Genomic DNA, 18,433 nt, shown 5'->3' with positions numbered 1-18,433 from the left:
GCTCGCGCCAAGCGTCGGACAGGTCGGCCGGTGGGCGGCATCCCTCGTTCCAGGGATTTCCTGACGCCGGAGCCGCGGCGATACTGGCGCTGTGAGAAGTGCGACGGCGCGGGACGTGCGGGAGGTGGTGGCCGGCCTGTCCCGCCGGGTGGAGTCCCCCCTGGCGCTGGAGCGGGAGGTGGCCGCCCAGGTGACCCGCGTGGTTCCGGCCGATCTGTGGTGTGCGCTGACCATCGACCCCGAAACGGGCAACATCAGCGGCGGGTTCCACGACGAAGGGCTGCCGTACGAGCGTCTCGGCCGGTTGACCGAGATCGAGCAGCAGGAGACCGACCCGGATGTCCTCACCATGCGTGAGCTGGTCAGCAGCGGCGTGACGGCGCGGACCCTGGCACAGGCGACGGGCGGCGACCTGGCGCGCAGCCACCGCTTCCGCGACGTCTTGAGCCCGTCCGGTATCCGGCACGAGGTCCGCGTGGCGTTCCGCGCGGCGGACGGCCGGGTGTGGGGGGCGATGGTCCTGATGAGAGGCACCGACCTGCCCGACTTCACCCGGCGGGAGCTCGCTCTCGTGAGCGCGCTCAGCCAGGGCGTGGCGGACGGCCTCCGCCGGGCCACGGTCCTGTCCGGAGGACCACCGGCTCAGGACGACGGGCCCGGCCTGGTGCTCTGCCGGGTGGGTGAGACGGCCGTGCCCGACCACGTTTCGGCGTCCGCCCGGCGCCTGCTCGACGAGATCGACGACGGCCGCCTCGGGGATCTGCCGTACACCCTCGCGTCACTGGTGCACGCGGCACATCGGCGTGCCGGCGCGCCGCACCGGGTCCGGATCCGCACCCGGGCGGGACGGTGGCTGACCGCGCACGCCGAGCGTCTGGGAGAGGCGTCCGTCTCCGTCATCCTGGAGGCCACGCGGCCGCAGGAGATCATGGAGCTGCTGGCCGACGCCTACCGGCTGACCGGCCGGGAACGGCAGATCGCCGCACTGGCCGGGCGGGGCCTGACCAACAAGGAGATCGGGTCGACGCTGTTCCTGTCGGCGTTCACCGTGCAGGACCATCTCAAGGCCGTCTTCACCAAGACCGGCACCCGCAGCCGGTCCGAGCTCGCGGCACTCCTGCACGGTCACCCGACGCCGCGGGAGTGACGCCTCAGCCGCCGGCGGGGGCGGCTCCCGGGCGGCGCATGACGAGGGTGTTGCGGTTGCGCCCGCCCACGTGGTCGTACGCGAACCCGTCGAGGCGGCCGAGCGCGAGCAGGAGTCCGTACCCGCCCTCCTGCCGCAGCGGCGGATCGGCGGCCAGGCGCGGGCCCGGGTCGTACCCGGTCGGGTCGAACGGCGGCGCGTCGTCCTCGACGCGCAGCCACACCCGGTCGGGCTCCACGGCGCCCTCGACGTCGATGACGCCGCCTCGGCCGCCGTAGCCGTGCTGCGCGATGTTGGTGGTGATCTCGTCGGCCGCGAGCCGCAGCCAGTACGCCTGGCGGGCGGTGAGCCCCGCCTTCGCGGACAGCGTCCGGACGAGCCCGGCCACCTCCTCGGCGAACGACGAGCCGGCGTCCAGGCGGAGTCGGCAGCCGATCATCAAACCTCCGCCGGCCCCTTCGTCACGGACTCCTGCAGGACGACGCTGCGGTCGAAGCCGGTGAGCCGGATCGTCTCCGCGACCTCCGGCCGGGTGCCGACCAGCACGATCTCGGCGCCCCGTGGAAGCTTCTGGTGGGCGAACACGAGACAGCGGATGCCCGCCGACGACATGTAGGTCACGTCGTGGACGAGCAGCACGAGACGGCCGACCTGGGCCGCCACCGCGTCGGCGATCAACTGGTTCAGTGTGGGCGCGGAGCGGCCGTCCAGCTCGCCGGTGAGCCGGACGACGGCGGTGCCGTCGTCGATGCGCATCGTCGCGTCGAAGGTCATGGTGTCTCACTCCTCGGTGGGTCGGTCCCGGGCGACCAGGACGATCACGGCCCGCGGGCCGATCGGCACGCGGGCCTGGTCGGCGAGCGGCGGCTCGCGTCCCGGCTCGCAGGCGTCGTGCGGCGGGGCCGCCGCGGTGTCGGCGAACAGGTGCCAGGCGGTGCCCCCCGGCGGGGCGGGAAGCTCCAGGACGAGGCCCTCCCAGTAGGAGTTGGCCGCGACGTAGACGCAGTCGTGCCCGCCGTCGGCGCCGCTGTAGAACATCGCGGCGACGAGCCGGCTGTGCGGCGACCAGTCGGGCGTCCAGGCGCGGACGCCGTGCCAGCTCACCTCGGGCAGGTCCCCGGTCACGGGGTGGCCCACCGCGCCCTCCCGCCGGCGCAGGGCGGGATGGGCCCGGCGGAACGCGATCGCGTTGCGGACGAAGCGGACCAGGTCCGCGTTCTCCTCGGCCAGGTCCCAGTCGAGCCACCATTCGGGGCCGTCGTGGCAGTAGGCGTTGTTGTTGCCGTGCTGGGTGCGGCCCATCTCGTCGCCGGCCAGCAGCATGGGGATCCCGTGGCTGGTCAGCAGGAGCAGCAGCGCGTTGCGCGACTGCCGGGCCCGGAGGGCGAGGACGCCGGGGTCGTCGGTCGGGCCCTCGTGGCCGCAGTTCCACGAGTGGTTGGCCGAGTCGCCGTCCCGGTTGTCCTCACCGTTGAGCTCGTTGTGCTTGCGGTCGTAGGAGACCAGGTCGCGCAGGGTGAAGCCGTCGTGAGAGGTCACGAAGTTCACGGACGCGACCGGGCCGCGGGACCCGTACAGGTCGGTCGAACCGGTCATCCGGGCGGCCAACTCGCCGGCCGTGCCGAGATCGCCCTTCACGAACCTGCGCACGGCGTCGCGGTAGCGCCCGTTCCACTCCGACCACCGGGAGTAGGACGGGAACGAGCCGACCTGGTAGAGCCCGGCGGCGTCCCAGGCCTCCGCGATGAGCTTGCAGTGGTTCAGCACGGGGTCGTGGGCGAGCGACTCGAGCAGCGGCGGGTTGGCCAGCACGGTCCCGTCCGGGGCCCGGCCGAGGATCGCGGCCAGGTCGAACCGGAACCCGTCCACGTGGAACTCCGCCGCCCAGTGGCGCAGGCAGTCGAGGACGAACTCGCGGACCACGGGGTGGTTGCAGTTCATCGTGTTCCCGGTGCCGCTGAAGTTGTAGTAGTGCCCGTCGGGCGTGAGCATGTAGTAGGCGCTGTTGTCCAGGCCGCGGAACGAGATGGCCCGCCCGCGCTCGTCGCCCTCGGCCGTGTGGTTGAACACGACGTCGAGCACGATCTCCAGCCCTGCCCGGTGGGCTTGCTTCACGAGGTTCTTGAACTCGTCGACCTGCATGCCGTACGGCCCGGACGCGGCGTACGACGCCTTCGGGGCGAAGAACCCCACCGGGTTGTAGCCCCAGTAGTTGAGCAGACCCCGCGGGTTGTCCAGTTCGTCGAACTCGAAGACGGGCATGAGCTCGACGCACGTGACGCCGAGGCGGGCGAGGTACGGCAGGCGTTCGGCCAGCCCCGCGAACGTGCCGGGGGCCTGGACGCCGGACGACGGGTGCCGGGTGAACCCCCGGACGTGCAGTTCGTAGACGACCGTGTCCTCGGGCGCCACGCCGGGCGGCCGGTCGTCCTCCCAGTCGAAGTCGTCGAGGGCGATCCGCGCGCGGTAGGGGTAGACCGGGTCGTGCGGGGCGCCCCACTCCTCCCGCCCGCCGACGAGCGTGGCGTACGGGTCGAGCAGTATCGCGCCCGGGTCGAAGCGGTGCCCCTCCCGTGGCCGGAACGGCCCGTCGGCCCGGTAGCCGTACTCGAGCGTCTCCAGGTCGAGGCCCGCCTCCTCCAGGCCGAAGACGGTCATGGCGAACACGGCGCCCCTGCGGAACGACGACGGGAACGGCAACTCCGCGACCGGGGCCGCCTCGCCCCGCCGGAACAGCACGAGCGTCATCGCGGTCGCGTGGGTCGAGTACACCGAGAAGTTGACGCCGCCCGGCACCGGCCGCGCTCCGAAGGGCAGCGGCCGGCCGGCGCGGACGGGGAAGCCGCCGATCCGGTGCGTCGGGTAGGCGTCCACCCGGGTCTGGAGCATCGGTCCGCCCATCAGTCCGTCACGGTGAAGAAGTCGAGGAAGCCGGTCGCGGCCATCAACGCCCTGATCTCCGGCGGGACCCGGGCCAGGGCGATCCTCGCGCCGGCCGCGCGGTGGAGCAGGAGCAGCACCCGCAGGCCCCCGCTGGACAGGTAGGTCAGGCCCGCCATGTCGAGCAGCACGGGCCCGTCCTCGGGCAGCATCGCGAGCAGCCGCCGCTGGACCTCGGGGCCCGACCGGCCGTCCAGTTCCCCGGCGATCCCGATCACGGTCACGCCGTCGCGGACGCACGACTCCACCCGCGCGCCCGGACCGCTCATCCCGGCGTCCCCGAGGGCGACAGGTGCGCCCGCACGGTCACCGGCCGCGCCGAGTCGGGCAGCTTCACGGTCAGGGCCTCGGGGTCGTAGGCCGAGTGAGGCCGGCCGTCCACCTCGACCCAGTCCAGCCGGACCAGGCCGGGCGGCAGCGCGTCGGGGGCGACCCGCAGGACGCGGTCGGGGAACCCGTCCGGCCGGGGCCGGAACCACAGGCTGAGCGGTTCCCGGTCGAGCAGCAGCCGCTGGTAGACGGTGGCGAGGAAGCACAGCTCCGCCGCGTGGCACATGCTCATCGAGTGGCTGCCCTTCAGCCGCTCCGTCCCGACCAGGTACGGCGTGCCGTCGGCCAGCACGTTGAAGTAGACGCCGCCCTCGTCGTGGTCGAGGAAGAACGCGTTGTAGAACGCGGCCGACTCACGCGCACGATCCCGGAACTCCTCGTCGCCGGTGAAGGCGGCCAGGATCTGGTAGGCGAGGATCGCCTGCTCCTGCTGCCACCATGCCTTGCGGTCGTGCCACACGAACCGGTGGACGCGCTCCCCGGGGGCGAGGGTCCGCTCGACCATGTCGTACCAGCCGCCGCGGCGCAGGTCCGCCCCCACACCGGGCATCCGGCGGCCGATCTGCTGGGCGAGCGTCCGGTACCGGTCCTTGGGCCGGATGGACATCATCCGCATCAGGTTCCAGGAGATCTTGAGGTTGTGCCCGACGACGGCCCGGTCCTGCTGCCAGTCCCAGGTGCGGTCGGGCGACCAGTCCCCGTGGAACCGCTCCTGCACGAACGGGCTCGCGTCGTCCGGCATGTGCCGCACGATCAGGTCGAACGTCTCCTCCAGCATGTCGGCGTGCCGCTCGTCCCCGGTGCCGAGGAACAGGTTGATCAGGTACGCCGGGGCGTGGTCGCCGATCGAGTTCCAGTTCTTGCGGGAGCGGTTGGGGCCCAGCGACTCGTGGTGGGGACTGAGCAGGATCGGGTCGATGTGCGAGAAGTAGCCGCCCTTGTCCGGGTCGCGGAAGAACTTTCGGAACAGGCGGAGCGTCCCCTCGATGTCCCGGGCCACGTCCGGGTCGCCCGTCACCCGGAACAGCTGGGTGGGGCCGGCCAGGGCGTAGATCTGCTCGTACATCGGGATGGCGTCGTAGTCGTCGCCGAACTCCGACGTGAAGAGCTTGCGCTCCACCCCGTCCCGTACGTCGACGCCGTGGTACCAGTAGACGACGTCCTCGTCGGGGTCCACGAACCGCATGTGCTCGCGCAGGTACGCCGTGCCCCGCTCGGCCACCTCCAGGAAGTCCTCGTCCCCGGTGAGCATGTAGGCCGACGACATGCCGTACACCATGCGCGAGATGGTGTCGGTCTCCTGCACGTGGTGGTCGGTCTTGTCCCCGCCGAGCCGCAGCACCGTGCGGTAGTCGGCGAAGTCCACGGGGCCGCCGTCCCCGAACTGCGCCCGCCGGTAGAAGCGGCCCAGCTCGCGGATCTGCCGCACCCACCAGCCGGGCTGCTCGAAGACGTGCTCCTCGGGCCGCCGCCCGAGGAAGACCAGCCGTTTGGCGTCGAAGGGGGCGTCGCCGCCGTCGGGGTAGAAGACGCCGTGCGCGAACACCCGGCGCCCCGGTGAGAGCAGTTCCCGCAGGTGGCCGGACGCGTCGAGGTACGGGTCTCCCAGGTTGCGCAGGAACTCCGCCGAGGTGGTGGGCGTGAGCCGGGCGCGGATCGTGCGGCCGTCCCCGGTGCGCAGGTCGAGCAGCCCGCGGGCGCCGTCGTGGCCGGTCACGGTCCCGAAGACCAGGTCGGAGAAGGCCACGTCGCGCTCCGCCGGCGGAGCCGGTTCCCGCTCCGGCCGGGCGCCGGCACGTACGGGTTCGGCACGTGAGGGTTCGCCGCGGACGCCACCGGCGGATGCGGCGTCACGAGTCACGGCGTCACGAGTCACGGCGTCACGAGTCACGGCGTCACGAGTCACGGCGTCACGAGTCACGGTCCGGGGAGTGGCGGGGGCGGGATGCGGGGCGCGGAGCCGAGCGGGCGCGTGCCGGGGCGCGACGCGCGGCGGCACGCCTGCCGAGCGCCGCGCCCGCCGGGCGGCCATCAGCTCGATCATCATGCGGGCGAAGGCGTGACAGTGGTCCGCCGTCCGCGCCGTCACGAGGTCGCCGTCCACCACCACGTCCTGGTCGGTGTAGACGGCGCCCATGTTGCGCACGTCCGCGACGAGGTTGTTGTGGCAGGTCACCCGGCGGCCGCGGACGACCTCGCCGATCGGCGAGACCAGCCACAGACCGTGGCAGACGATCCCCTTGAGCACGCCGGGAGTCGCGAACGCCTCCCGCAGGAGCCGCACGGCGGGGCTGATCCCCCCGGCGTCCTCCGTGTAGCGCAGCCGGTCCGACACCATGCCCGAGGGCACGATCAGCGCGTCCAGCTCCCGCAGGTCGCCGGGCCCGATCGCCTCCAGGTCGTCGTCGACCGTGAGCGGCTCGCGGAACTCGTGGCCGTGGAAGGTCAGCGCCTGCTGCCCCCACAGGCGGGTCACGAACCGGGTCCGCGCCCCCTCCTCCGCGAAGCGCCGCTGGTAGTAGTGCACCTCGGGCTCGACGAAGTCGCTCTCCATGAGTACGGCGACGATGGCGCCGTCCAGCCGGTTCACCCGGTGCCTCCCGTGTCGAGGTCGACGAGGAACGGGCCGGGGGCGGCCAGCATCCGCTCCACGGCGCGGTCCACCTGCTCGGGCTTGTCCACCCGTACGGCGTCCACGCCCATGCTCCGCGCCAGCGCGGGGAAGTCGATCTCCGGGCGGGCGAGGTCGAAGCCGGACGGGTGGGCGTGCGAGGGGACGTCCCGCTCGCGCCAGTACTGCTCGATGTTGTCGTCCAGCAGCTGGTAACGGCGGTTGTTGCAGACGACGAAGCGGGCGGCCACGCCGTGCCGGGCGGCGGTCCACAGGGCCTGGATCGTGTACATGCTCCCGCCGTCGCCGGTGAAGCCGACCACCTCGGCCTCCGGGCGGGCCAGCTTCACCCCGATCGCGCCGGGGATCCCGACGCCCAGCGACCCGCCCCTGGTCAGGAAGTACGACCCGGGGACGCGGGCCGGCAGGCGCCGGTTGAGTGCGGGCGAGGCGGTCAGCGCCTCGTCGAAGACGAGCAGGTCCGCCGGCGCCAGCCGGGCCAGCTCGGCCGCGAAGGCGTCCATCAGCGTGTCCCCCTCGGCGGGCGCCGGAGCGGCGGAGACTTCCGGCGCGTCCGGGAGGCGCTCGGCGAGGGCGGCCAGCGTGGGCTTGGGATCGGCGCACAGGGCGACGTCCACGGGGAAGTTCTTGGCGATCTCGTAGTCGTCCAGATCGATGTGGACGATCCTCGCGTCCTCCCGGAACGGGCTGCCCAGGGATGGGAAGACCTCCGGGAAGACGTACGTGCCCACGATCAGCACGGCGTCCGCGTCGCGCACGGCGGCGGCGCTCACGGACCCGAACATGTGGCCCAGCTGACCCCGGTAGAGAGGGTGGGCGGCGTCGATGTTCACCTCGGAGGAGTCGACGCCCCAGACCGGCGCGCCGAGGCGCTCGGCCACCCGGGTCAGCTCCTCCTGCGCCCCCGACACCGCCACACCGTCGCCAGCGAGGATCAGGGGCGACCGCGCGTCCCGCAGCGCCGCGGCGGCCCGGTCCAGCTCCCCCGGCAGGGGGACGACGGCCCGGCTGGGCACCGTGCTGGGGACGACCGGCTCGTCCGTCTCCGCGTCGAGGACGTCCATCGGCAGCGCGACGAACACCGGGCCGCGCGGCGGCGTCATCGCCGTCTTCACGGCCCGGCGCAGCACGCGCAGCACCGAGCCCGGATGCGTGACCCGCGTGGCGTGCTTCGTCACCGGCCGGGCCATCCCGACCAGGTCGGCCGCCATCTGGGCGTCCATGGCGTCGTACCGGACGCCCGCGTCGCCGGCCACGACGACGAGCGGCGAGTGGCCGCGTCTGGCCTGGTACAGCATGCCGACGGCGTTGCCCAGCCCCACGCCCGCGTGCAGTTGGACGAGCGCGGGCGCCGCCGCGGCTCGCGCGTAACCGTCGGCGATCGCCACGGCCACGGTCTCCTGGAGCGCCAGGACGTACTCCATGTCCGGGCGCTCGCCGAGGACGTCGAGGAACCCCTGCTCGACGGTGCCGGGGTTGCCGAACATGTGCCTGATGCCGTCCGCCGCGAACTGCTCGAAGATCGCGACCTTGCCCGGTCTCGAAGCCACGTCGGATCACCAGCCGTACCGGCGCAGCCCGGTCTCGAGGACGTCGACCAGCTTCTCGCCGGACAGGAACGAGTCGGGCGTGGACCTGGCGGTGACGAAGGGATAGTCGACGATGACCGACGTCTCCCGGCCGACGTTCCCGTGATAGCGCCCGTCGGGCCCGGTGGCGTCGCGCAGGATGTACTCCAGCGGGTACGGCGGCGGGCCCATGTTGAAGTCGACTCCGAGGAAGCCGGTGCCGTCCTTGTAGTCGTACTCCTTGCAGTGCCCGGTGACGTGCTTGCCCCAGATGATGCTCCGCCGGTCCTCCCAGTCGCGGGCGAAGGCCAGGCAGGCGATGCCGTAGCACTCGGCCAGGATCGGCTTGTCGGCCCGCAGGAACGCGAGGATCAGGTCGTGCACCCGGCCGTTGTTCGCCAGGTCGACGATCGGGCCGCTGCCCCCCACGATCACGAGCGCGTCGTACTGCTCGATGTCGGCGTCGACCTCGCCCAGCTCCCGGTAGTACGCCTCCAGCCTGCGCAGATGGTCGGGCTCGCTGTCGTACGGCCGCTCGGGCAGCCACGCGCTCAGGCTGAGCGGGGCGTCGAGCCGGTTCGACTCGTCGAGCTCGCGGGCCGCCACCGCCACCTCGGGCGTGGTGACCGAACGGCCGAGCGGCGGGTCGACGTAGCCGGGGTCGAGGCTCGGCGGAAGGGCCCGGGGCCGCTTTCCCGTGGGCGTGGCGAATACGCTCTCGTATCCCTCCCGGTCGAATGCGGTGATGGGGCCGAGCAATTCCTCACCCCAGTAGCCGTACTCCGACAGGAGCACGAGAATTCTTCTCGACATAATTGTTCTCCCATCTCTTTCGGCGGTCGTTGGAAAGTCAATTCGACGGCCGCCGGGGAAACAAGGAAATCGGCGGAGGGCGGGCCTACTTCATGAAGTCGGCCGCGACACTCCGTCAGGTGCGCGGCTGCGCCAGCAGCCGGGCGACGTCGTCCAGCGCCGCCGTGAGGGGGTGCGCGGGGAAGGCGGCGGCGAACGGCCCGGCCGCCCGGCCGGCGGCCAGTTCCGGCGCCCACGGCAGCGCGCCCGCCATCGGGCACTCGTACCGCCGCCGGGCGATGTCGTCGAGGGCCGCGTGCTCCGTCCCCGGCGGCACCATCGTGAACAGGACGAGCGGGCGGGGCACGCTGAGCCGCCGGGACATGTCGGCCAGCAGCGGGCCGCCCGACATGCCCCGCAGATCGGGCCGCGCCGCCACCAGGCACACGTCGGCGAGCGCGAGGGCGTGCACGGCCTCGTGGTTCACGCCGGGGTGGGTGTCGATGACGACCACGTCGAGGCCGAGCAGGCCGGCCATCCGGCGGACCCCCTCGTGCAGCAGGCCGGTGTCGTACTGCCCGGCCAGCGCCGGCCGGGCGATCGCCCCCATGTCCACGACGCCCGGCGCGAGGAACAGCGCGCCGGGGCCGCCGGGCAGGCCCGTTGACGGGCCGAGGTCGTGCAGGATGTCGCCGATGCCGCACTCACCCACCAGGTAGCCGGCGACGCCCTGGCGGAGCAGGCCGTCGGGGACGCCGCAGGCGAGATGGAGGCCGGGGGCCTGCAACCCGGCGTCCACCAGCCCGACGCGGAGCCCGGCGCGGGCCATCAGGTAGCCGAGGCTGGCCACCGTCGTGGTCTTGCCCACCCCGCCGCCCCAGGAGTGCACGGTCACGATCAGCGGCGTGCCCGGGGTCATGGGGGCGCCAGCCGCCGCAGGGCCAGCATCGTGATGTCGTCGTACTGCTCCCCGTCCCGCAGGTGGGCGTGGACGTCCGCCTCGATGCGGTCGAGCAGCTGCAGCGGGGAGTCGAAGGGCGCGGCCACGAGCGCGGCCAGCCGGTCCTCCCCGTAGAACTCGCCTCGCGGGTCGCGGGTGTCGGTCACCCCGTCGGTGTAGGCGAGCAGCGTGTCCCCGGGGTCGAGCCGGGCCTCGGCCAGGCGGAACTCGGAGTCGGCGTGCAGCCCCACCGCCGGCCCGGTCACCTGCAGCCGTTCGAGGCGGCCGTCGGCCCTGCGCAGCAGTGGCGGGTTGTGGCCGCCGTTGGCGTACAGCAGGCCCCCCGAGTCGGGGTCGAGGACGGCGAAGAAGACGGTGGCGAAGTATCCCGGGTGGTTGCTCGTCATGTAGCGGTTGGTCCCCGCCATCGCCTGCAGGAGGGGGGCCGCGCCCGGGACGAGGGCGGGCGCCTCGTCCCCGCGTGCGAGGGCCCCGAGCGGCGGCAGCCCGTCGAAGAGGTTCCACTGCCCGGCGTGCTCGGCCGTGTGCCGCAGGAGCGTGCGGATCAGGGCCATGAACAGCGCCGCCCCCACGCCCTTGTCGCACACGTCGGCGACGACCAGCGAGACGCGCCGGCCCTGGAGCAGGGGGAACGCGTCGTAGAAGTCGCCCGCCACGGCGCGCGCCGGGCGGAAGCGGACGTCGATCTCCCAGCCCGGCGCGTCCGGCAGGTCGGAGGGCAGGAACCCGACCTGGATCTCCTGGGCGATGCGCAGTTCGCGCTCGTACTGGCGGAGGGAGACGGCGAGCGTCGCCTCCTCCGCCAGCCGGGCGAGCCGGTGCCGCTCGATGTCGCACATCAGCTGCGTCCTGATGAGCGAACCGCGGAACGGCGGGACGAGGTAGTGGTAGCCGTGCTTGACGCAGGCCTCCAGGGCGGACACGTCGCCGTCCAGGTAGACCATGACGGCCGTGTGGTGCTCCGGCCGGTCCGCCTCCCCCGGCTCCTCCCGCCCCGGGAGGCCGGTCTCGCCGGCCTCCCGGGTGGACGCGCCGCGCAGCATCCGGCCGATGCGGCCCACGCGGTCCGCGCCCAGTGAGGAGGGAAGCAGGAGCAGGTCCGGCGGGTCCGGGCCGGTCAGATGGCCGGCCACCTCGCCGGGCAGGGCGCGCACGACGCGCATCCGCGCCGCGCGCAGGGCCTCGTCCAGGTCGTCCCCCCCGTCGGCGTACGGCGTGTCGCGCAGGACGAGGACCGCGGACAGCTCCGCCATCGGGCTACCCCTCCGGCGACTCGAGGGGCAGGGCGACCGGGGCCGGTTTCGGGGAGACGAGCGCCTCCGCGGACGCCGCGACGGCCTGGGGGGCCACGGCGGCGGCCCGGCGCCGCGGCCGGCTCCAGCGCCGCATGGCCGGCACCTCCACCAGGCGGTAGAGCAGCCAGGACAGCGCGATGGTCACGGCGAGGGCGGCCAGCAGCATCGCGATCGCCGGCAGCGTCGCCCACTGCCGCCCCGTCCCCACCAGGACGTGGCCGAAGCGCAGCACCAGCCGGTGCCACAGGTAGAACGCGAACGAGATGTCGCCGAGCCAGACCATCACCGGGCTGCGCAGCAGCGACCGTCCGCCCCTCACGTCGGCCACCGCCGCGGCCGGGATGACCAGGGCCATGGGGATCGCGGTCACGGCGACCATCCGGTAGATCACCGGCACCAGGTCCGCGGCCAGGAACCCGGCCACGAGCAGCGCGAACGCGGGACCCAGCGGCAGTCCGATCCATTTGCCGCTGAGCACGACACGGGCCATCACCATGCCGAGCACGAAGTCGAGCGCGCGCACGGGCGGCGCGGTGTACGCCAGCCAGAACTGCCACTGCGACACGTCGTGCCACGGGATGTGCGGCCCGCTCGTGGGCAGCGGCAGCCGCGCGACGACGGTCGGCACCAGCCACATCAGGGCGAGCAGGCCGCCGGCCCACCACCACAGCCGTTCCGGCCTGATCCGGTTGATCCGGGTCAGCAGGAACGGGAACAGCAGGTAGAACGCCGCCTCGCAGGACAGCGACCAGGAGACGGAGTTCACGCTGAGCATGACCGACAGGTCCGGGGTCCACGCCTGGAGCAGGGACAGGTTGAGCAGCGCGGGCCCGGGCTGCGGAGGCGTGGCCAGCCAGGTCAGCAGCAGCGCCGCCGCCAGGAAGGTCACGAAGTGGTTCGGGTAGACCTTGAAGAACCGGCGGCGCCAGAAGCGCCCCGGGGTGTCGTCCGCCCTGGCGGACCAGGTGAGGACGAAACCGCTGAGGATGAAGAAGAAGCCCACGCCGGTCGGGCCGCCCTGGCCGAGGATCGCCGCGTAGACGTCCTGCGCGGCGGGGTCGGTGAAGACGTGCTCGAACTGGGCGTGGAAGAAGAAGATCATGCCGGCCGCGATGATGCGCATGCCGGTCAGCGACGGCAGCCGTGTGGTCGGCACGGCGGTGTCCAAGCGATCCATGGGGATCTCCTCACGGAGCGGGAACGAATGCGGCGTTGTGCCGCACGAAGTCCGCCAGCCCGTCCGCCCCCAGTTCGGGCGGCGGCCACAGGACGAGGCGGTCGACCCCGAGCCGGCGGTAGCCGTCGACCAGGTCCTTGTCCACCCCGCCCCGGGGCGGCGAGACCGTGATCTCCAGCGGCTCGAGCCGGGCGGGCCGCTCCACCCCCGCCGCGACGACGCGCAGGCGTTCGATCAGCGCGCCGAGGTGGGCGGGGGGCAGGCCGAAGGCGAACCAGCCGTGCGCGTGGGTCACGGCCAGCCTCAGGGCCTTGTCGGTGTGGCCGCCCGCCACCACGGGCAGGTCGGCCTGGACGGGACGGGGGAAGGACTCGACGCCCTCGAAGGCGACGTGCGCGCCGCGGTAGGACACCGGCGGCTCGTCGTACCACAGGGCCCGCATCGCCTCCAGGTGTTCGCGACCGCGGTCGGCGCGGCCCGCGAAGGGCACGCCGACCGCGTCCGCCTGGGCTCTGATGTAGCCCATCCCGAAACCGAGCGTCATCCGCCCGCCCGACAGCCGGTCCAGCGTCGCCACCTGTTTGGCCGCGATCACGGGATTGCGCAGCGGCAGCAGCATCACGCCGGTGCACAGCCGGATGGTGCCGGTCAGCGCCGCCAGGTGGGACAGGGTGATCAGCGGGTCGTTCAGGACGTACCCGGGGTGGAACCAGCCGCCGGGAGGCGGAGGCACCGGCATCACCGGGTGCTCCCCCATCCACAGCGAGTCGTAGCCGAGGTCCTCGGCGAGGCGGGCGGTCCTGCGCATGTCGCCGGGATCCCGTACGGTCTCGCCGCCGTTGAGGGCGAACAGGCCGATGGCGGGCGGCGCGGTCTCCGCGCGTGCGGTTTCGGTGGTGAGCGGCATCGTCATTCCTGGTCGGCCCGCAGCCAGTCGGCGACGCGCTCGCCGATCATGATGCAGGTGAGGTTGGTGTTGACGCGGACGGTGACGGGGATGACGGACGCGTCCGCAATGGTGAGCCCGTCCACCCCGCGGACCCGGCAGCGCTCGTCGACGACCGCGTCGGGGTCGCCGGCGGAGCCCATGCGGGCCGTCCCCATGGGGTGGCAGTGGTTGTCGACGGTGGCGCGCATGAACGCGTCGAGCGCCTCGTCGGACTCGATGACCTCCGGCGACGGCACCATGTCGCCGGTGGCGAACGGCCGGAAGTAGGGGGTGCGCGCGATCCGGGCGGCGAGGCGGATGCCCTCCCGCATGCGCCGCCGGTCCTCGGGGTGGTCGAAGAAGTTGTAGACGATCCTCGGAGGCGCGGCGGGGTCGACGGACTCGATCGTCACGTGCCCCACGGAGAAGGGGCGCTCGACCCCGGCCGAGATCATGAAGACCTTGTCCGTGCCGATCTGGTCGCGCAGGCCGGCGGCGAACCCGTTGAGGTCGACGTGGCTGAACACGTAGATCTGCATGTCGTCGGTCTCGTCGGACCCCGGGTAGGTGCCCTGCAGCATGATCTGCACGACCGGCAGCGACTCGTCGTAGACGCCGGGGCGCGGCCGGAAGGTGACCAGGCACGTCGGGTGGTCCTTGAGGTTCGCCCCGACGCCCGGGAGGTCGGCCACCACGGGGACGCCGAGCCGCCGGAGCGTCTCCGCCGGCCCGATGCCGGAGCGCATCAGGACGGCCGGGGTCGCGACGGCGCCCGCGCTCAGCACGATCCGGTCGCCGCGGACGGTCTGCTCGCCGTCCGCGCCGCGGACCACGACGCCGACGGCGCGGCCGTCCTCGACCAGGATCCTGTCCACCAGAGTGTCCGGACGGATCTCCAGGTTGTCCCGTTCGCGGGCGGGGCCGAGATACGCGATCGCCGTGGAGATCCGCAGCCCGTCCACCTGGTTGGTGGCCAGCGGGCCGACACCGGAGCGGTCGGGCGCGTTGTGGTCGTCGGTCTCGGGGTAGCCGAGCGAGACGCAGGCCTCCCGGAGGGCCACCTGGAGAGGGCCGAGCTGCTCGTCGCGCCAGCGCCAGACGGGGATGGGCCCGCCCTTGCCGTGGTCCGGTGGCCCGAAGTCCCGGTCGTCCTCCAGCTTGTTGAAGTACGGCAGGACGTCCTGCCAGGTCCAGCCCGCCACCCCCAGCGAGGACCACTCCGCGAAGTCGGCCGGCCGGGGCCGCACCGCCAGCGAGGTGTTGATGGCCGAGCTCCCCCCGACGACCTTGCCGCGGGCCAGCGGGATCTCGCGCCCCGGCACAGCCTCGGCGCGGAACCCCCAGTCATGGTCGACGAACGACGGGTAGAGGCCGTTGCGCAGGTCCTCCGGCATGGTCTCGACGTCCGGGTAGTCGGGGCCGGCCTCCAGCAGCAGGACCCGGCGGCGGGGGTCCTCGGAGAGCCGGGCGGCGACGACCGCCCCGGCCGACCCGGCCCCGATGATGATGTCCGTGTACATGAGGGCAACTCCTGAGTCAGGTCGCGGTCACCCGGCCCGCACCCGCCCGGTCCACCACCGGTCCGGTACGGTCACGACGGCGGCCAGCGCCGCGAGCGCGATGAGGTAGACGAGCGCGGCCGCGAACGCCCGGCCGTAGTCGCCCGGGGCGGTCGAGCCGTGGAGCATGCCGAAGAAGATGATCCCGATGACCGCGACGCCGAGCGCGCCGGCCATCTGCTGGGTCGTGGACAGCACGCCCGACGCCGACCCCGCGTGCTCGGACTCGACGCCGAGCAGCACCTGGGACAGCAGCGGGGCGCCGACCATGCCGATGCCGGCACCGGCCACGGCCATGAGGATCTCGTACAACGGCAGGTTCACCCGGGCGCCGGCGTCGCGGGTGATCAGCGCGAGGCAGACCTCCCCGGCGACGATCAGGATCGCCCCGATCGTGAGCGTGCGGCGGCCGAGCCTGCGGATGAACTTCGCCGCGTTCATGGACGTGAGGAAGAACGTCACGCCCATCGGCAGGAAGACCAGGCCCGCCCGCAGCGGGGAGTAGCGCAGGCCGTCCTGCACGTACAGGGCGATGACCAGCATGAACGAGGCCATGCCGCCGTAGACGGCGAGGACGGTGGTCAGGCCGGTGACGAACGACCGCGCCCGGAACAGCGACGGCTCGACCAGCGGCGTGCCGCCCGACCGGGACAGCCGCACCTGCTGCCGCGCGAACAGCGCGAACACCACGGCGCTCGCGGCCAGCGAGACGAACGTCCAGGCGGGCCACCCCTCCTGCCGGCCCTCGACGAGCGGCACGAGCAGGAGGAGGACGGCGGGGACGACGATGGCCACCCCGGCCAGGTCGAGCCGCCGGGCCGTCTCGGAGCGGGACTCCGGGACCAGGCGGGGCAGCACGAGCAGCGTGACCAGGCCGATGGGCAGGTTCACCAGGAAACAGGCGCGCCAGCCGAGCCCGAACACGTCCGCGGCGATCAGCAGGCCGCCGATGACCTGGCCGCCGACGGTGGCCAGGCCGAGGGCGGCGCCGTACCCCGCGAACGCCCTCGGCCGGTCGTCCCCGGTGTAGGTGACGTTGATGATGGACAGGACCTGGGGGAACATGAGCGCGGCCGCGACGCCCTGCAGAACGCGGGAGGCGACGAGCATCTCCGCGTTCACCGCCAGCCCGCAGAGCACGGACGCGACGGTGAACCCGGTGAGGCCGGCGGCGAAGACCTTGCGCCTGCCGTACAGGTCGCCGAGGCGGCCGCCGGTGATCAGGCCAGAGGCGTAGGCCACGCCGTACCCCGCGACCACGAACTGGATCTGGGCGTCGCTGGCGTGCAGCTCGGCCTGGGCCGAGGGGATGGCGACGTTCACGATGAAGAAATCCAGAATCGTCATGAACGTGCCGACGAGAATCACGGGAAGCGCCAGCCATCGGGTTCGCTCCTGCGATTCCCCGACACCGATGGCGGGGGAGCCGGTGACGCTGCTCACGACGTCACCTCCCCTGCCGTCTCGTCGTGCGACCGTGCGGAAGGCGCGTTGTGCGGCGCCTCGGGAAACGCACGGCGACTGTCGTTTCGCTCGCTCATCGTGGTCTCCTGGCTTTTTCGGGCGGAGGGATTCCGGTAAAGCCTTTCCGGCGGCGGCCGCGGCCGCCAGAATCGGCCTGTGCTGGTATCGCGAGTACCACCGTCAGTCGCGGTCCCGGTATCCCTCGCTCACCTCGACGACGACGCCGTCCGGGTCGCGCAGCCACACGCTGCGCCAGCCGTGGATGTGGGCGGAGAAGTCGAGCGGGCCGAGCGTGATGTCGGCCCGCCCCTCGACGGCGCGCAGGAACGCGTCGAGGTCGTCGGTCTGGAAGGCGATGTGCCGGACCGTGCCGGTGACCTGGTGGCCGTCCCCGCCGGCGGGCTCGCCCGCCGCCGGGGACGCGGCCCCGAAGAGCTCCAGATAGGCGTCCCCGACGCGCAGGAACACGATCCGCAGGTCCCCGAGGTCGAACTCGTTGGCCCGGCGGGCGCCGAACCAGGTCGTGTAGAACTTCTCGGTGGTGTCGAGGTCGCCGCAGTTCAGGGCGGCGTGTGACCAGCGCACTCAGATCACTGTGCGGGTGCCGTCGGGGTTCAGCGGCGACCACCACTGGTTGAAGGCGGTCATGCCGTCGCCGAAGATCGCGCCCCGCCCCTCGACCACGCGGCCGTTCTCCCACTTGAGCAGGTGGAGGCCCTCGATCTCGAGGCGGTCGAACGGCGAGACGCTGCCGGGCGCGGCGTGCGCGCGGGTGGCGTAGGTGCGGTTGACGTCCACGGAGTAGCCGTCGGCGGCGTTGACCAGGACGGTGACGGGCTCCATGGTGAAGGTCCCGCCGGAGGCCTCGTTCACCTTGTTGATGAACGCCACGAAGGCCTCCAGGCCCTCGTGCCAGCCGGCGTACGGGTGGTGGCCGGGGGTGAGGAACCGCACCGCGGGGTCCCAGTACTCCGCGGCCTTGGCCCGGTCGCCGGACATCAGGGCGTCGTACGCCTCGTAGACGCGGGCGGCGGTCAGGTCGCTCATGATTGCGCTCCTTCGCTGGGGGTTCTGCTACAGGGAGGCCGAGCCGGGCATGGGGTCGAGGGCGTCGACCACGTACGAGCGGATGCGCACGGCGCCGTCCTCGGACACGACCGACCAGGTCTGCGTGGCGTCGAACCCGAGCCAGGCGCTGCGGGGGGCGGGCCTGTCCCAGATCCGGGCCTGCCAGTTGACGACGACCCGCACGTCCGCCTGGCCGGGGCCGGCCGGCGTCACGTCCACGGCCTTGAGCTCGTGGACCTCGTCGAAGAACCGGTTGATCACGGTGTCGTACCAGCCGCGAAAGTCGTCCAGGCCGTGCAGGGTCCCCTCGGGGAATTTCATGACCAGGCCCTCATTGGCGAGGAAAACGGCGACCTTCTCCACCGGGTCGTGCCGGTCGAGCGCCTCGTACCATTCCCGTACGAGCCGCCGCACTTCTGCTTCGGTCACAGAGCACTCCTTTCCGGGATTCCGTTTCTCCGAGCGATTCCGAGTTAACGGAGGCGGCCCGGCGGGGGGCAAGGAAAGCGACGCGAATTCGGCTCACTGCGGTAAGTGCACGAAATACGCCCCGGGCGCGGCGCGCCCCGCGG

17 protein-coding genes are annotated in these 18,433 nt (G+C 72.6%); 1 reads left to right on the top strand and 16 read right to left on the bottom strand.

All coding sequences use genetic code 11. From position 1 onward, the window contains the following. Positions 1-91: 91 nt before the first annotated feature. Positions 92-1,147, top strand: a complete 1,056-nt coding sequence (locus tag Mco01_RS39180; RefSeq protein WP_239103795.1) for a helix-turn-helix transcriptional regulator — start codon at positions 92-94, stop codon at positions 1,145-1,147. A 4-nt stretch (positions 1,148-1,151) separates the two neighbouring features. Here Mco01_RS39180 and Mco01_RS21430 read toward each other — a convergent pair whose 3' ends face one another. The 16 genes from Mco01_RS21430 to Mco01_RS21355 form a co-directional block, all read right to left on the bottom strand. Next, positions 1,152-1,586, bottom strand: coding sequence for an ATP-binding protein (locus tag Mco01_RS21430; protein ID WP_204058681.1), 435 nt, complete (start codon positions 1,584-1,586; stop codon positions 1,152-1,154). Next, positions 1,586-1,921 (bottom strand): anti-sigma factor antagonist, encoded by a 336-nt coding sequence (locus Mco01_RS21425; protein WP_204058680.1) that lies wholly within the window; start codon positions 1,919-1,921, stop codon positions 1,586-1,588. The genes Mco01_RS21430 and Mco01_RS21425 overlap by 1 nt, the downstream gene beginning before the upstream one ends. Positions 1,922-1,927: 6 nt before the next feature. After that, positions 1,928-4,036 carry a glycogen debranching protein GlgX gene (gene glgX / locus Mco01_RS21420; protein ID WP_204058679.1) on the bottom strand — a complete coding sequence of 703 codons (2,109 nt, stop codon included), beginning with the start codon at positions 4,034-4,036 and terminating at the stop codon, positions 1,928-1,930. An 11-nt stretch (positions 4,037-4,047) separates the two neighbouring features. After that, a complete protein-coding gene (locus Mco01_RS21415) occupies positions 4,048-4,356 on the bottom strand; it encodes an STAS domain-containing protein (protein ID WP_204058678.1) in 309 nt (102 codons plus the stop codon). Then, a complete protein-coding gene (locus tag Mco01_RS21410) occupies positions 4,353-7,007 on the bottom strand; it encodes a DJ-1/PfpI family protein (RefSeq protein WP_204058677.1) in 2,655 nt (884 codons plus the stop codon). Before Mco01_RS21410 ends, Mco01_RS21415 begins: the two co-directional genes overlap by 4 nt. Next, entirely contained in the window at positions 7,004-8,599 is a 1,596-nt protein-coding gene (locus Mco01_RS21405) for a thiamine pyrophosphate-binding protein (RefSeq protein ID WP_204058676.1), read from the bottom strand. Before Mco01_RS21405 ends, Mco01_RS21410 begins: the two co-directional genes overlap by 4 nt. A 6-nt stretch (positions 8,600-8,605) precedes the next feature. Continuing rightward, positions 8,606-9,430, bottom strand: coding sequence for a type 1 glutamine amidotransferase domain-containing protein (locus tag Mco01_RS21400; RefSeq protein ID WP_204058675.1), 825 nt, complete (start codon positions 9,428-9,430; stop codon positions 8,606-8,608). Positions 9,431-9,545: 115 nt separating this feature from the next. Then, the gene (locus Mco01_RS21395; protein WP_204058674.1) at positions 9,546-10,328 is read right to left on the bottom strand and encodes a ParA family protein; all 783 of its coding nucleotides are present in this window, start codon (positions 10,326-10,328) and stop codon (positions 9,546-9,548) included. Further along, positions 10,325-11,623 carry a PP2C family protein-serine/threonine phosphatase gene (locus tag Mco01_RS21390; protein ID WP_204058673.1) on the bottom strand — a complete coding sequence of 433 codons (1,299 nt, stop codon included), beginning with the start codon at positions 11,621-11,623 and terminating at the stop codon, positions 10,325-10,327. Before Mco01_RS21390 ends, Mco01_RS21395 begins: the two co-directional genes overlap by 4 nt. Positions 11,624-11,627: 4 nt before the next feature. Further along, positions 11,628-12,842 carry an acyltransferase family protein gene (locus Mco01_RS21385; RefSeq protein ID WP_204058672.1) on the bottom strand — a complete coding sequence of 405 codons (1,215 nt, stop codon included), beginning with the start codon at positions 12,840-12,842 and terminating at the stop codon, positions 11,628-11,630. A 10-nt stretch (positions 12,843-12,852) separates the two neighbouring features. After that, positions 12,853-13,749, bottom strand: a complete 897-nt coding sequence (locus Mco01_RS21380) for a TIGR03619 family F420-dependent LLM class oxidoreductase (RefSeq protein WP_204058671.1) — start codon at positions 13,747-13,749, stop codon at positions 12,853-12,855. 2 nt (positions 13,750-13,751) lie between these two features. After that, positions 13,752-15,290, bottom strand: coding sequence for a mycofactocin dehydrogenase MftG (gene mftG, locus Mco01_RS21375; protein WP_204058670.1), 1,539 nt, complete (start codon positions 15,288-15,290; stop codon positions 13,752-13,754). Positions 15,291-15,317: 27 nt separating this feature from the next. Beyond that, positions 15,318-16,697, bottom strand: coding sequence for an MFS transporter (locus Mco01_RS21370; RefSeq protein ID WP_275410540.1), 1,380 nt, complete (start codon positions 16,695-16,697; stop codon positions 15,318-15,320). 276 nt (positions 16,698-16,973) lie between these two features. After that, positions 16,974-17,378: a VOC family protein gene (locus Mco01_RS21365; protein WP_204058668.1), complete on the bottom strand. Its 405-nt coding sequence runs from the start codon at positions 17,376-17,378 to the stop codon at positions 16,974-16,976. Continuing rightward, a complete protein-coding gene (locus Mco01_RS21360) occupies positions 17,379-17,840 on the bottom strand; it encodes a nuclear transport factor 2 family protein (protein WP_204058667.1) in 462 nt (153 codons plus the stop codon). It abuts the gene before it with no gap. A 27-nt stretch (positions 17,841-17,867) separates the two neighbouring features. Continuing rightward, positions 17,868-18,290, bottom strand: a complete 423-nt coding sequence (locus Mco01_RS21355) for a nuclear transport factor 2 family protein (RefSeq protein WP_204058666.1) — start codon at positions 18,288-18,290, stop codon at positions 17,868-17,870. Positions 18,291-18,433: the final 143 nt, after the last annotated feature.

This window comes from Microbispora corallina, assembly GCF_016863035.1.
Taxonomy (GTDB): domain Bacteria; phylum Actinomycetota; class Actinomycetes; order Streptosporangiales; family Streptosporangiaceae; genus Microbispora; species Microbispora corallina.
This window is presented reverse-complemented; position numbering and strand designations above follow the sequence as displayed.

What these genes read in the sequence shown, in the direction of transcription:
- Mco01_RS21380 (WP_204058671.1), bottom strand. Translation starts at nt 13,749, where the DNA reads ATGCCGCTCACCACCGAAACCGCACGCGCGGAGACCGCGCCGCCCGCC.
- Mco01_RS21390 (WP_204058673.1), bottom strand. Translation starts at nt 11,623, where the DNA reads ATGGCGGAGCTGTCCGCGGTCCTCGTCCTGCGCGACACGCCGTACGCC.
- Mco01_RS21400 (WP_204058675.1), bottom strand. Translation starts at nt 9,430, where the DNA reads ATGTCGAGAAGAATTCTCGTGCTCCTGTCGGAGTACGGCTACTGGGGT.
- Mco01_RS21385 (WP_204058672.1), bottom strand. Translation starts at nt 12,842, where the DNA reads ATGGATCGCTTGGACACCGCCGTGCCGACCACACGGCTGCCGTCGCTG.
- Mco01_RS21430 (WP_204058681.1), bottom strand. Translation starts at nt 1,586, where the DNA reads ATGATCGGCTGCCGACTCCGCCTGGACGCCGGCTCGTCGTTCGCCGAG.
- Mco01_RS21415 (WP_204058678.1), bottom strand. Translation starts at nt 4,356, where the DNA reads ATGAGCGGTCCGGGCGCGCGGGTGGAGTCGTGCGTCCGCGACGGCGTG.
- glgX (WP_204058679.1), bottom strand. Translation starts at nt 4,036, where the DNA reads ATGCTCCAGACCCGGGTGGACGCCTACCCGACGCACCGGATCGGCGGC.
- Mco01_RS21425 (WP_204058680.1), bottom strand. Translation starts at nt 1,921, where the DNA reads ATGACCTTCGACGCGACGATGCGCATCGACGACGGCACCGCCGTCGTC.
- mftG (WP_204058670.1), bottom strand. Translation starts at nt 15,290, where the DNA reads ATGTACACGGACATCATCATCGGGGCCGGGTCGGCCGGGGCGGTCGTC.
- Mco01_RS21360 (WP_204058667.1), bottom strand. Translation starts at nt 17,840, where the DNA reads ATGAGCGACCTGACCGCCGCCCGCGTCTACGAGGCGTACGACGCCCTG.
- Mco01_RS21395 (WP_204058674.1), bottom strand. Translation starts at nt 10,328, where the DNA reads ATGACCCCGGGCACGCCGCTGATCGTGACCGTGCACTCCTGGGGCGGC.